Raw genomic sequence first — 13,121 nt, 5'->3', positions numbered from 1 at the left:
GCCGACGACGTGGTCGGCGACTACGGATCGTCGGTCGGCGAGGAGCACCACTTCACCAACCGCGTCGACCTGGTCAACTACATGCGCAAATCCCTTGGGCCGGCGGTGATCACCGAACACCGGGTGACCCACCCGGAGATCACCGTGTCCGGCGACGATGCGTCGGCCACCTGGTACCTGCAGGACCGGGTGATCGTGTCCGACTTCAACTTCATGCTGATCGGTGCGGCCTTCTACCACGACACCTACCGGCGCACCGAGGACGGCTGGAAGATCAGCGCCACCGGCTACGAGCGCACCTACGAGGCGACGATGTCGTTGGCGGGCTTGGACTTCAAGCTCACCCCTGGCCGCGCCCTGGACTGATCACAGCGGCTGCGACGCTACTTGCCGATCGCGATCACCGCGCCCGGCCGCAGCCAGCGGATGACCTGCACCAGGGTCGCGTCGTCGATCGCCACGCACCCCTCGGTGGGGTGACCGTCGGTGGTGTGGAAGAAGAACGCCGCCCCGCCGCCGGGCGTCTTGTTCTTGTTGACGCCCATGACGACGGCGTGCTTGTACTGCGGGATGTTCAGGTTCTCGCTCTCGGCGGTGCTGAACGGGCACTGCGACTTCGGGCAGACCTGCATCGAGTTGAAGGTGGGGCTGTGGTCGTCGCCGCTCCACCAGTAATTGGGCCCGACGACCTGCGTATACGGAAGTCCCCCACCGGGATTCGGCGCGGTGCCGAAAGCGGAGTCGAGGGTGTAGACACCCATCGGGGTGGCCGGCACCCCGCTGCGGGCCTGCGGCGCCAGGCCCGCCGACCCGACGTGGGTGGGGATCCCGGTGCGCAGCGGCTGCCATCCGGCGGTGGTGCGCTGATAGATGTCCATCTGCGCCGCCGAGCCGCCGGTCCCCACCACCGAAACCACCTGGGCGGCATTGCCGACCGCGTTCGCGAACCAGGGGGCGCCGGCCGCGCCGCCGATCGGGGCGAGCCAGAGCCACCCGCACACCGTGCACGCCGCAGCGCACAGTAAAGCCAACAGGCGCATGCTTCCCATCGTCGGGCCGCCCAAACCTCAGGGTCAAGTAAAGCTTTAGCCCCGGTTGGGTCACGGCGGCGTGATCCGGGCGCCGCGAGTCGATTCCGGTCCGCACGGGTCATACTGGCGTCATGGCGGTGTTTGTCCGGAAGTTGTTCGGCATCGGCAAGCTGCCCGACGAGCTGCACGCCCGCGCCGAGGCGGAAGGCCTTGTCTACCTTGCCGACTACGTCGCGGTGACCCGGCGGTTCAGCGGCTCCATCCCCGGCGCGCGGTTGCCGCACAGCGTCGCCAGCTACTCGGGGTCGCTGGTGTTCACCGCCGAGCGGGTGCTGGCCACGGTGTCGATGCTGCCCAAGCTGGCCGGCCCGACCGTCGACGTGCGCTGGGACGCGCCGCAGGCCGGCCCCGCCCGGGCCGAGATCTCCCCGACCGGCCTGCAGGTCGACCTCGACGTCGGTGCGGTCGACGACAGGTTCAGCGGCGAGCTGTCGCTGCACTACAAGGTCGCCATCCCGGACGACGTGCTCAACCGCCTGCCGCGGCGGTCGCTGGCGTTCGACATGCCGGCCGAATACATCTACCGGGCCGTCGGCGTCACCTACAGCCCGTGAGCGATCAGGCGTTCAGCGCGGACGAGCGGCGGGCCGTGTACCGGGTGATCTCCGAGCGGCGCGACATGCGCCGCTTCACCCCGGGCGGCGTCGTGCCGGACGACGTGCTTGCCCGTTTGCTGCAGGCCGCCCACGCCGCGCCCAGCGTCGGCCTGATGCAACCCTGGCGCTTCGTCCGCATCACCGACGATTCCCTGCGGCGCCGCATCCACGCGCTCGTCGACGAGGAGCGCCCGCTGACCGCCGCGGCCCTGGGCGAGCGGGGTGAGGAGTTCCTCGCGCTGAAGGTCGAGGGCATTCTGCACTGCGCCGAGCTGTTCGTCGTGGCGCTGTGCGAGGACCGGGAACGACACGTCTTCGGGCGCCGGACCCTGCCGCAGATGGACCTCGCGTCGGTGTCCTGCGCCATCCAGAACCTGTGGCTGGCCGCCCGGTCCGAAGGCCTCGGCATGGGGTGGGTGTCCCTGTTCGATCCGCGGCGGCTGGCGGACCTGTTGGCGATGCCCGCCGGCGCCGAGCCGGTGGCCATCCTGTGCCTGGGCCCGGTGCCCGAGTTCCCGGAGCGGCCGGCGCTGGAACTGGACGGGTGGGCGTTTGCGCGGCCGCTGCCGGAGTTCGTCAGCGAGAACCGCTGGGATCGGCTCTGAGCGGGCATCTTTCGGCAGCGGGTATCGTCGCCGACGGAGGGCGACCAGGAGGGGCGGCGGACACGTGGCGGACGGGCGGCACGACAACATCCTGATCGTGCATTGCCACGACGTGGGCCGCCAGCTGGGCGCCTACGGCCACCCGGACGTGTCCAGCCCGCGACTGGACCGGCTCGCCGCCGAGGGCATCCTGTTCACCCGGGCCCATGCCACCGCGCCGCAGTGCTCGCCGTCGCGCGGGTCGTTGTTCACCGGCCGCTACCCGCAGACCAACGGGCTCGTCGGGCTGGCCCACCACGGCTGGGCGTACCGCGACGGGGTCCGCACACTGCCCCAGATACTGGGTGGATTCGGCTGGTGCTCAGCACTTTTCGGGATGCAGCACGAGACTTTGCACCCGCAGCGGCTGGGCTTCGACGAGTTCGACGTATCCGACTCGTACTGCGACCACGTGGCGGACCGGGCAGGTCGATGGCTGCGGCGTCAGTCGTCGAAAAGTGATGCGGCCCAACCCTTCCTGATCACGGCCGGCTTCTTCGAGGCGCACCGACCCTACCCGCCGGACCGCTACCGGCCGGCCGACCCCGCCGCCGTGGAGCCGCCGGCCTACCTGCCCGACACCCCGGAGGTCCGCGGCGACCTCGCCGCCTTCTACGGGGCGATCGCCGCGGCCGACGCCGCGGTCGGCCGGCTGCTGGACGCCCTGGCCGCGGCAGGCCTGGACGAGAGCACCTGGGTGGTGTTCTTCACCGATCACGGCCCGGCCCTGCCGCGCGCGAAATCGACGCTCTACGACGCCGGAACCGGCATCGCCATGATCCTGCGCCCGCCCGCCGGGCGCACCGCGGGTCCCCGTGTCTACGACGAACTATTCAGCGGTGTTGACCTGGTGCCGACGCTGCTGGGCCTGCTGGGGCTCGAGATCCCCGGCGACGTCGACGGCCTGTCCCACGCGGCGGCCCTGCTCGCGCCCGACCCGCCCGCCACGCCGGTCCGCGACCACGTGTTCACCGGCAAGACCTATCACGACTCGTTCGACCCGATCCGTGCGATCCGCACCAAGGACCACAGCTACATCGAGAACTACGCGTCCCGGCCCCTGGTCGACCTGCCGCTCGACGTCGCGGAAAGCCCGTCGGGGGCGGCGGTTGCGCCGCTGGTCGCAGGCCCCCGCCCCGAGCGCGAATTCTACGACCTGCGCAGCGACCCCATCGAGTCCGTCAACCTGCTGGCCGGCGACCTCGGCGACACCGTCACCGACCAGATCGCGACGGAACTGGCGCTGCGCCTCAACGACTGGCGTCAGCGGATCGGGGACGTGATCCCCTCCGACTTCGCCGGGAGTCGCATCATGATGCGCAAGCTCGGGGCGTACCCGTGACGACGCCCGCATCCGCCTACCTGATCCTGGCCACCCAGCGCAGCGGCAGCACCCTGCTGATGGAGTCGCTGCGCGCGACGGGATGCGCCGGCGACCCGCACGAGTTCTTCCAGTACCTCCCGGCCACCGGGCTGGCCCCGCAGCCGCGCGAGTGGTTCGCCGGGGTCGACGACGACTCGATCCTGCGCCTGCTCGATCCGCTGATCCCCGGCGTCCCCGACGTCACGCCGCCAGTCGCCTGGCGCGAACACGTCCGCAGGTCCGGCCGCACGCCCAACGGCGTGTGGGGCGGCAAGCTGATGTGGAACCAGACCGATACGTTGCTGTCACGGGCGGCGCTGTTGCCGGACCGCTCCGGGGGCTGCCTACGCTCGGCGATCCGCGACCTGCTCGGGAGCGAGCCGGTGTACGTGCACGTGCACCGGCCCGACGTCGTGTCGCAGGCGGTGTCGTTCTGGCGCGCCGCCCAGACCCAGGTCTGGCGGGGGCACCCCGACCCGGAGCGCGATGCGCGGGCCTCCTACCACGCCGGCGCCATCGCACATGTGGTGGGAATCCTGCGCGAACAGGAAAACGGTTGGCGCACTTGGTTTTCCGAGGAAAATATCGAGCCGACGGACATCGCGTACCCGGTGCTGTGGCGCAACCTCACGTCCATCGTCGGCGACATCCTGGAGGCGCTGGGGCAGGATCGGCGGCGTGCACCCGAACCGATGACCGAACGCCAGGCCGACGAGCGATCCGACGAGTGGGTCGACCGCTACCGCGACGAGGCCCCCCGGCTCGGGCTACCGACCTGAGCGGTGCGCGCCGCCGACCTCGGCGACGATGAACACCCGGCGGAACGGGAAGATGGTGATTCCGTCGGCGCGGGCCGGATAGGCGTCGTCCAGCAGCGGTATCAGTTCCCGGCGGAAGCGCTCCCAGTCCTCGGCGCTGAGCCGGTCGCGCACCGGGACCAGCGCGGTGCCGGTGATCCATTCCAGCACCGGGTGCTCACCGGTGAGCTGGTGCAGATACGTGGTCTCCCAGACGTCGACCGTGCAGCCGGCGTCCAGCAGCAGGTTCGCGTAGTGCGTCGGCGCCTGCACCACGGCACCGACACGAAACGGTATGTCGCGCAACAGCTTTGCGTACGGCTCGCGGCGCGCCAGCGTGCGCACCACCGAATGCGAGGGCGACTCGAAGTTGCCGGGCATCTGCACGGCGATCCAGGACCCCGGCGCCAGTTCCGTGGCCCACCGGACCAACAGATCGGCGTGCTCAGGCACCCAGTGCAGGGCGGCGTTGCTGACCACCACGTCGGTGTCGGGCCGCGGCTTCCACTCGCGCACGTCGCCGACGGTGGCATCGATGCCGCGTTCACGGGCGGCCGAGACCATCTCCGCGGAGCTGTCGATCGCCTCGATCACCGCGGTTGGCCAGCGTTCGGCCAGGTAGGCGGTCAAATTCCCCGGGCCGCAACCGAGGTCGACCACACGGCGTGCGCGCTCCGGTCCGACCCGGGTGAGCAGGTCGTAGAACGGGCGACCGCGGTGGTCGGCGAAGGCCAGATAGACGTCGGGATCCCACATGTCGGTCCTCCTGATCTTCGCTCGTCGCCTTCAGGCAGACCGTATTACCGTATGCCGTTCCGGCGCGTACCCGGTAAGGCGGATACCATCGGCGTTTGTGACGTCCGACACGGATCCGGCCGATCCGCCCTTCCCCGTCCCGGACAATCCGGACGCCTTCGAGGGCGCGGACGTGCCGGCCGGCGCCGACGGGTTGCCGCCCCTTTCGGCGCTGTCGACGCGCGAGCGTCTGGTGGTCGAGGCGTCGGCCCTAGGCGATCTCGCGCTGCGCACCTGGGTGGCGTCCGTGCTGGCCACCACCGTGGCGCCGGTGGTGCTCGCCGCCGCGGCGCGCCGGGCCGAGTCCCGCGACGAGCGGGCCAACCTGCGCTTCTATGCCGACCTGGCCGCCGAACGCGACCCGTCGAAGTCGTTCCCCGCGCCCCCCGAGGTGCCCCGCGTCCGGTCGCAGCCGGCACATCCGGTCGCCGAGTGGATCGCCGGCGGCACCGTCAACGACATCGCGTTCCCCAGCAGCTTCACCGCGGTCAACCCCGCCCTGCGTGCGCAGTGGAACACGTTGACCGCCAACAACATCGTGCGCGCGCAGCATTGGCGCCATCACGACGGGCCGCGCCCCACCCTGTGCGTGATCCACGGCTTCATGGGTTCGTCGTACCTGGCCAACGGGCGCTTCTTCTCGCTGCCGTGGTACTACCGGTCCGGCTACGACGTGCTGATGTACACCCTGCCGTTCCACGGCAAACGGGCCGGGCGGTTGTCGCCGTTCAGCGGTTTCGGCTACTTCTCCAGGGGCCTCGCCGGTTTCGCCGAGGCGATGGCCCAGGCGGTGCACGACTTCCGTTCCATCCTCGACCATCTGCGCCACACCGGCGTCGACCGGATCGCGCTGACCGGCATATCGCTGGGGGGGTACACCTCCGCGCTGGTGGCCTCGGTCGACGACCGGCTCGAAGCCGTGATCCCCAACTGCCCGGTCGTCACGCCGGCGACGATGTTCGAAACCTGGTTCCCGGCAAGCAAACTCGTCGGCCTGGGGCTACGCCTGTCGGGCATCGACAGCGACGAGCTGGCCGCGGGGTTGGCCTACCACGGCCCGCTGAACTACCGGCCGCTGGTGCCCAGGGACCGGCGCATGCTCATCACCGGCCTCGGCGACCGGATGGCGCCACCGGACCAGGCCGTCATGCTGTGGGAGCACTGGGACCGCTGCGCGCTGCACTGGTTCCCGGGCAGCCACATCATGCACGTGAGCCAGCTGGACTATCTGCGCCGGATGACGCGGTTCCTGCGGCCCCTGATGTTTTAGCTGCTATCCACAGTCCCGGCTTTGTCCACAGTCTCGGCTGCGGCCGGATCACCCGTCACACCTCGCCGCTAGATTCGAACGCATGTGCGATAGTGGGGTCTTGGATGCGGCGGGGTTGCGTGACGCCGGCGACGCGGCGGTCGTGGCCGCGATCGGCGCCGCCGCGCGTGCCGAGGCGGTGGCCGCGGCGCGCCGGCTGGCCGCCGTCGCCGAGTTCGTGTCCCGCCACGCCCGGGGCGACACCTCGCGCGCCCACTGGTCGTGCGACAACTGGGACGCGATCGCCGCCGAGGTCGCCGCCGCCCAGGGCATCAGCCACGCCATGGCGTCGGGGCAGATGTATCAGGGCATGGCGCTGCGCGAGCGCCTGCCAAAGGTGGCAGCCCTGTTCGCCGACGGCGCGATCAGCGCCCGGCTGGCCTCGGCGATCGTCTGGCACACCGACCTGATCAAGGACCCCGAGATCCTGGCGTTGGTCGATGCCACCCTGGCCGCCGATGCGGCCCGGTTCGGGCCGCTGTCGGTGTCCAAGACCGCCCAGGCCATCGACGCCGTCGTCGACCGGCACGACCCCGCGGCGTTGCGGCGCACCCGCGCCGCCGCCCGGGGCCGCGACGTGGTCATCACCCCTCCCGATGACCAGTCGGGCATCGCGAACCTCTGGGGCGCGATGTTCGCCACCGACGCGGCCGTGCTCGAGCGGCGGCTCTCGCAGCTCGCCCACGACGTGTGCGACGACGACCCGCGCACCGTCGCCCAGCGCCACGCCGACGCCCTGGGCGCCCTGGCCGCGGGGGCCCAACGGTTGGCGTGCAACTGCGGCAACGAGCGGTGCCCGGCCGCCGGGCCCGACGCGCGGGCCACCGCCGTGGTCGTCCACGTTTTCGCCGACGCGGCGGCGCTCGACACACCACCCGACCCGCACCTATCCGGTGAAGTGGCGGCCCCGAAGATCACCGCGCAGACCACCCTGGCCGAGGCGCTGGCGCCCGCTCCCGAACCCGACGTTCCGGCCGGCCCGAAGCCCCCCACCGCGCTGATCGCCGGCGGCGCGGTGCTGCCGTCCTCGATGCTGGCCGAGTTGGTCCGCGGCGGCGCGAAGGTGCGGCCGGTGCGCCACCCCGGCGACAGCCCACCCGAGCCGGGCTACCGCCCGTCGGCCGCGCTGCAGCGGTTCATCCGCTGCCGCGACCTGACTTGCCGGTTCCCCGGATGCGATCGGCCCGCCGAATTCGCCGACATCGACCACACCATTCCCTACCCCCTCGGGCCGACCCACCCCTCCAACCTCAAATGTCTTTGCAGAAAACATCATTTGCTCAAAACTTTTTGGACCGGCTGGCGCGATCGGCAGCACCCCGACGGTGTCATCGTGTGGACCTCACCCTCGGGGCACGAGTACATCACCCGCCCGGGCAGCCGACTGCTGTTTCCCGCCCTGAGCCTGCCCACCGGTGAATTGCCCGCTGCCACAACCACATTACGGCCCACGGGGAACCGCGGCATCATGATGCCCACGCGCCGCCGGACCCGAAAACAGGACCGCGCCCGCCGCATCGACGCCGAGCGCAACGAACGCCCGCCGTTTTAGCGGGCTCAGTGCGCGATCGCCGCCCGGTGCGCCCCGGCCCCCGGGGTGGGCCAGTCCAGCCGTGCCAGCAGACCGGCCGGCTCCGCGGTGTGCCCGTCCAGGCGCTGGGTGGAAAGCAGATCCAGCGCCGCCAGCGCGGGCCCGTGGTTGCCGCGTTGCGGGGTCAGTCCGGCCACCGGCGCGGCGGCCTCGGGCGGCGACTCGGTGAGGAACGCGCAGGCGGCCGCGAACGTCCGCCCGGTGCGGTCACCGGCGATCTCGAGCGCCGTACACGTCTCGCGCACCGGATGTGACAGGACCGCGTCCAGGGTCTCGGGCAACGACTCGTCGACGCAGACCCGGTACACCGCAACGTAATCCGATGCGCCCCGCTGCAACCCGCGCCATGTCTCGCGAGCGTTGGCCGGCAGCAGGCGCGGGACGTCGTCGGGCCCGACCATGGTGGCGTCCCAACCGATTTCGCGCAGGCGGTCGGCCAGTCGACGCACCGCGACACCGGTGGTCTCCGACAACGGGATTTGCGCCGAGCGGGCCCGCAGCGCCGCGAGGTTGTCGGTGGCCGACACCGTGAGCCCGATCCAGGTCTCCTGCACCCGGGCCGCGCTGCTGCGGCTGGTGATCCGTATCGCGTCGGCCCGGATGCCGTAGCAGTCCAGGTGCCGGGCGATCAGCGGCAGCGGCAGCACCTGCGACTCGTCGGCCGGCGGGCCGACCCGCAGCAGCGCGGTCGCCTTGGTCGCGGGCACCGATCCCGGCACGTAGAGGTTGCGGCGGCTCATGATGGCGAGCCGGCGCCGCAGGATCGTGGTGAAGTGCAGCCCACCCCACCAGCCGAACAGCAGGATCACGGCGACGGCGGCGGCGCCGAGCAGCCAGTAGGCGCGTTCGGACCGCCACGGGTAGGCCATCGCCGCGGGCACGACGAACAGCAGCGCCAGTGTCACCCGGCCGGGACCGGGAACCGGTATCGAGCGAAGCGGGCTCACTTGGGTAACTCCTTCCGTCGGCGTGCGCCGATCGCGGTGAAAGCTGCGACGGCCGCGACCGCCACCGCCAGCGCGGCGGTACCGGCCACCGCGACGGTCCGCGGCGTGGTGTCGGCCGGCGCCGCCGCCGCCGGCACGGCCACCGGTTTCGCCGGGGCGGCCGGCGGGCCGGCGGCGGGCAGTTGCCAGGTCAGGGCCGCCGCCGGGTCGACGCTGCCGGCCCCGACGATGTCGGAGGGCGCCCGGGCGCCGTTGTGCGCGGTCGCGGTGAGGCGGTGCACCACCTCGGCGGCCGTCAGCCGGGGGTACATGCTGCGCACCAGCGCGGCGACCCCGGCCACGTAGCCGGCGGCGTAACCGGTGCCGCTGAGCGCGACCAGTTGCTGGTGGTTGCCGGGCAGCCCGTCGGCCAGGCCACCGCCGTCGGCGTTGCTCACCGACACGACGTCTTCCCCGGGCGCCGCGATGCCCACCCACGGCCCGGCCATCGTGAACTTCGACGGCCGGCTCTCGGGGGTCAGGGCAGCCACCGACAGCACGTAGGGCTGCCACCACGACGGGATGGACACCGATTTGACGCCGGCCCAGTTGCGCGGGTCGTCGGGACGGCTCAGGTCGGTCAGCGGGTTGGACTCGCAGGGCGCCCCGTCGCCCGCGGCGGCCACGATCACCGCGTCCTTGTCGACCGCCGCGTAGCGCAGCGCCGCGCCGAGGGCGGCCTGGTCGACGGGGCGGTCGGCCGGCAGGCAGGCGATCGCCGAGACGGTGATCACCCGGGCGCCGAGGTCGGCGGCGTGCACGATCGCCCGGCCCATCGCCGCGACGTCGAGGGAGGCGCGTGCCAGCAGCGGATCGCCGCCCGGGGTGCGGGGCGAGAACTTCGCCGACGTCGTCCTGATCGCCAGCACCCGCGCCGCGGGCGCGACCCCGGAGAAGCCGTCGGCACCCGACGGGCCGGGCTGGCCGGCGATGATCCCGGCGACCAGGGTGCCGTGCCCGTCGCAGTCGGTCAGGCCGTCGGTCGTCTCCACGAAGTCGCCGCCGGGGTCGACGTTGGGCAGCCGCGGACCGGGCCGCACCCCGGTGTCCAGCACCGCGACCAGCTGGCCCTCACCGCGCGAGAACTGCCACGCCGCAGGCAGGTTCAGCATCGCCTGGCTGGGCGACACCACGTCGGGATCGCTGCCGGGAATCACCCCGGAGGTGCTGCACGGCCCGCGCTGTTCCATCGGCTGCACGGGCCCCGGCGTGCCGGCGGGCGGCGGCACCCCCGGATCGAGCTGGGGCTTGCCGATCGCGAACGCCGGCGGGCATGCCCACAGCACAGCCGCGAACGCCGCTGCCAGGCAGGCCGATCCGGCCCGCATCATCGATTGAGCACCAGGGCGAACAGCCCGACCAGATACGCCATGACGGGGATGAGCGACGCGTCCAGGCCGGACGCGACGAAGCCCAGCAGCCGGCGCAGCGGCAGCGAATAGCTCTCCGGCGCGGCGATGCCCGGGTTCAGCGCCACCACCAGCCACGCCGACATCAGCGCGACGAGCACCAGCAGCGCACCCAGTGCGGCAGCCCAGCGGCCCGTCGCGGTATAGCACACCAGCAGCACGCCGGCGACCAGATAGGGCTGGGCGAGCAGCCAGGCCTTGCAGGCCGCCGAGTCCCACACCCGCGCGCGCAACACCGACGCCGCCGCGGTTGCGGCCACCACGTACCAGCCCCAGCCGCCCACGGCCTCGGGCCGCAGCGCGATCGCCACCGAGCCCAGCACGCTGAGCAGCACCGCGGCCGCGATGAACCCGCTCTGGTGGGCGTCGCCGATCCGGACCCGCCGCGGCAGGTCCTCGAGCACCCGCAGCGACGGCGCCGACGGCGTGGGGTCGCCGGGCGCCGGGATGACCGGCAACGGGAAGCGCGCCCACAGCGCCGAGAGCGGGGCCGCCTCGACGGTCACCAGCAGGGCCGCCACGATCAGGCCGCAGCCGAGGGTGAGCATCGGTAGCCGCCAGTACATCTCGATGCCCGCGGCCACCAGTACGCCGGCCCCTAGTACCGCCGTCGCGGTGAACAGGCCGACGACGCGCTCGCGCTCCCCGCCGGGCACCATCAGCGCGATCAGGGACCACGCTGTGGCCCCGGCCGCGGCCAGCACCAGGTTCGCCGGCCCGAACCGGCCGGGCACCGCCAGCGCCAGGGCGGCCGCGACGGGTACCAGGGCGGTGATCGAGAGCGCGATGCCGGTGCGGGGCGAACGCGCGGTGACCAGCAATCCGGCCACCGCGGTCAGCGCCGCGACCACGCTGACCCCGACCAGTCCGGCCAGCGCCCCGGTGGCCGCCCGGTAGCTGACCGACAACGCGGTGGCCACCAGCGCCACGACGATCGTCGCGGCCAGCGCGCCACGCTGGATGTGCGCGGCACCCCAGGGCCGCAGCCGCGAGGCCGAGAAGATCATGGCGGCGTCGGCGATGTCCTCGACGATGCCCGGCGCGGGCGGGCCGGACGGAACCGGTTGCAGCGCAAGCAGATCACCGTCGACGACACCGACGGTGTCCAGGCTGGCGTCCAGGCTGAACGGCGCCCCGCCGACGGGAGCCAGGCTCAGCTGGACGGCCGCCCCGTCGTCGCCGTGGCCGTTGGAGTTCGCCGGAACCATCAAACGCCGTACCGCGGGCAGGATTTCGCGCAGCGGCAGCTCGGCGGGCAGGGCCATCTCCGTCAGCCTGCTGTCCGCGAGGATGGCGACGCGGACGATCGGCATGACGGTGCCGGACATCATCGGGCCCGCCACGGTTGCTGGGACATCGTGCTCTCTTCTCTATCTGTGTGTCGTTGCGGAAAAGTCTCGGGCCAGCCGCTGACCGGGGAACCACGGGTCGTCCGGCAACAAGGCGGTCAGTTGCTCGACGGCGACGGCCGTCGCGAATGGGGTGCCCGGGCGAAACGTCGAGATCCACTCGCCGTCGAACGCGCGGGACGGGCTGACCAGTACGCGCCCCGCGGTGGTGTCGACCAGGCTCATGCCGACCTCGGTGGTCGCGTGCCGCCCGTCGCGGCGGCAGCCGGCGACCACCTCGACGTAGCTGCGCGGGCCGGTGAACACCGATTCGACCACCGGTCGCGCCGAATCCGGAATGCCCAGGTAGTCAAGGACTTCCGGCAGCGGCACACCGGAGCGCAACCGCTCGTCGGCCCGCGCCCCGACCCGCGCCGGCAGGCTGAACTCCTCGAATTGGGCCGGCGGCCGCTGCGCCAGCCCGGCACCGAGGACGGGAACCAGCGCCCGGGCGTCCTCGATGTCCATGGCGGTCAACGTGATCAGCTGCGCGCTGCGCAGGGCCACGACGGTCTTGCCGGTGACCCCCGGGCGCCTGGCCACCACGCCGCGCAGCAACTCGCCCGGGCCCGGGCCGACGAAGCGCAGGTCCAGCCACCGGTCCGGGAAGCACACCACCCTGATCCAGTCGGCCACCGCCGCGTTGACGACACCCTCGGCCGACACCAGGCCCATCCGGGTCAGCTCGTCGCTCCGACTCCGGCAGAACGCGTCCCGCTGCGCGGCATCGCAATAGGGCGTGGTGATCGCCAGAACCCAGGGGAAGTTGCCCGCCCCGATGGTTTCCGCGATGAACCACGCCTGGTCGACCGTCAGCTCGACGGCGTTGGGTGCTGTGTTCATCGACGTCGTGGACGCGGTGCCTAACCGCCCCACTTGGCGGCTTCGGCCGCGTCGCGGGCGTACATGGACAGGGTGTTGCCCTCGTGGGTGCTGGCCATCGCCTGGTAGGCCCGCACCATGTCCTCCATGGCCTGGTTCCACTGAGCCTGCCACACCTGATAGGTCATGCCGGTGTCGCCCTGCCAGGCGCTGGACAGCGCCGCCTGCTCGCTGGCGATGTCGGCGCCCAGCCCCTGCAGCGTTCCGGCGTAGCCGGACATGTCCGCGGCGTGCGCCAGCATCGCCGGGTAGTTGTACATGATCTGTGAC

General features: G+C 72.0%; 13 protein-coding genes and 1 pseudogene. 7 read left to right on the top strand and 7 right to left on the bottom strand.

Annotation, left to right across the window (positions count from 1 at the left end):
* On the top strand, positions 1-366 hold a 366-nt coding region (locus AC2VOR_RS14785; protein ID WP_486964019.1), incomplete at its 5' end, for a nuclear transport factor 2 family protein.
* A gap of 17 nt (positions 367-383) precedes the next feature.
* On the opposite strand, the gene AC2VOR_RS14780 is transcribed toward AC2VOR_RS14785, so the two are convergent.
* Entirely contained in the window at positions 384-1,049 is a 666-nt protein-coding gene (locus tag AC2VOR_RS14780) for a L,D-transpeptidase family protein (protein ID WP_369740996.1), read from the bottom strand.
* Positions 1,050-1,162: 113 nt separating this feature from the next.
* On the opposite strand from AC2VOR_RS14780, the gene AC2VOR_RS14775 reads away from it, so the two are divergent.
* The 4 genes and pseudogenes from AC2VOR_RS14775 (at position 1,163) to stf0 (ending at position 4,473) form a co-directional block, all read left to right on the top strand.
* A complete protein-coding gene (locus AC2VOR_RS14775; RefSeq protein WP_369740997.1) occupies positions 1,163-1,645 on the top strand; it encodes a hypothetical protein in 483 nt (160 codons plus the stop codon).
* A complete protein-coding gene (gene bluB, locus AC2VOR_RS14770) occupies positions 1,642-2,292 on the top strand; it encodes a 5,6-dimethylbenzimidazole synthase (protein WP_369740998.1) in 651 nt (216 codons plus the stop codon). The genes AC2VOR_RS14775 and bluB overlap by 4 nt, the downstream gene beginning before the upstream one ends.
* 64 nt (positions 2,293-2,356) lie before the next feature.
* Positions 2,357-3,667 (top strand): annotated as a pseudogene (locus AC2VOR_RS14765) (sulfatase family protein); the annotation flags it as partial.
* A 2-nt stretch (positions 3,668-3,669) separates the two neighbouring features.
* Positions 3,670-4,473, top strand: coding sequence for a trehalose 2-sulfotransferase (gene stf0 / locus AC2VOR_RS14760; RefSeq protein WP_369740999.1), 804 nt, complete (start codon positions 3,670-3,672; stop codon positions 4,471-4,473).
* Here the strand turns inward: stf0 and AC2VOR_RS14755 are convergent.
* Positions 4,462-5,247 carry a trans-aconitate 2-methyltransferase gene (locus AC2VOR_RS14755; RefSeq protein WP_369741000.1) on the bottom strand — a complete coding sequence of 262 codons (786 nt, stop codon included), beginning with the start codon at positions 5,245-5,247 and terminating at the stop codon, positions 4,462-4,464. The genes stf0 and AC2VOR_RS14755 overlap by 12 nt on opposite strands.
* 97 nt (positions 5,248-5,344) lie before the next feature.
* Here AC2VOR_RS14755 and AC2VOR_RS14750 point away from each other — a divergent pair, with 97 nt between their 5' ends.
* Positions 5,345-6,556 carry an alpha/beta hydrolase family protein gene (locus AC2VOR_RS14750; protein WP_369741001.1) on the top strand — a complete coding sequence of 404 codons (1,212 nt, stop codon included), beginning with the start codon at positions 5,345-5,347 and terminating at the stop codon, positions 6,554-6,556.
* 82 nt (positions 6,557-6,638) lie between these two features.
* Positions 6,639-8,147 carry an HNH endonuclease signature motif containing protein gene (locus AC2VOR_RS14745; protein ID WP_486964018.1) on the top strand — a complete coding sequence of 503 codons (1,509 nt, stop codon included), beginning with the start codon at positions 6,639-6,641 and terminating at the stop codon, positions 8,145-8,147.
* Between the two features lie 5 nt (positions 8,148-8,152).
* Here the strand turns inward: AC2VOR_RS14745 and eccE are convergent, their stop codons facing one another.
* The 5 genes from eccE to AC2VOR_RS14720 form a co-directional block, all read right to left on the bottom strand.
* Positions 8,153-9,133: a type VII secretion protein EccE gene (gene eccE / locus AC2VOR_RS14740; RefSeq protein ID WP_369741003.1), complete on the bottom strand. Its 981-nt coding sequence runs from the start codon at positions 9,131-9,133 to the stop codon at positions 8,153-8,155.
* Positions 9,130-10,503, bottom strand: coding sequence for a type VII secretion-associated serine protease mycosin (gene mycP, locus AC2VOR_RS14735; protein WP_369741004.1), 1,374 nt, complete (start codon positions 10,501-10,503; stop codon positions 9,130-9,132). The genes eccE and mycP overlap by 4 nt, the downstream gene beginning before the upstream one ends.
* On the bottom strand, positions 10,500-11,909 hold the full coding sequence (gene eccD, locus AC2VOR_RS14730) for a type VII secretion integral membrane protein EccD (protein WP_369741005.1): 1,410 nt from the start codon (positions 11,907-11,909) through the stop codon (positions 10,500-10,502). Before eccD ends, mycP begins: the two co-directional genes overlap by 4 nt.
* A gap of 42 nt (positions 11,910-11,951) precedes the next feature.
* Complete coding sequence (locus tag AC2VOR_RS14725; protein WP_369741006.1) at positions 11,952-12,812, bottom strand: ESX secretion-associated protein EspG; 861 nt, start codon at positions 12,810-12,812, stop codon at positions 11,952-11,954.
* Between the two features lie 20 nt (positions 12,813-12,832).
* The coding region (locus AC2VOR_RS14720; protein WP_486964017.1) for a WXG100 family type VII secretion target at positions 12,833-13,121 on the bottom strand (289 nt) is incomplete at its 5' end.

Source organism: Mycobacterium sp. TH-M103, from assembly GCF_057473785.1.
This window is presented reverse-complemented; position numbering and strand designations above follow the sequence as displayed.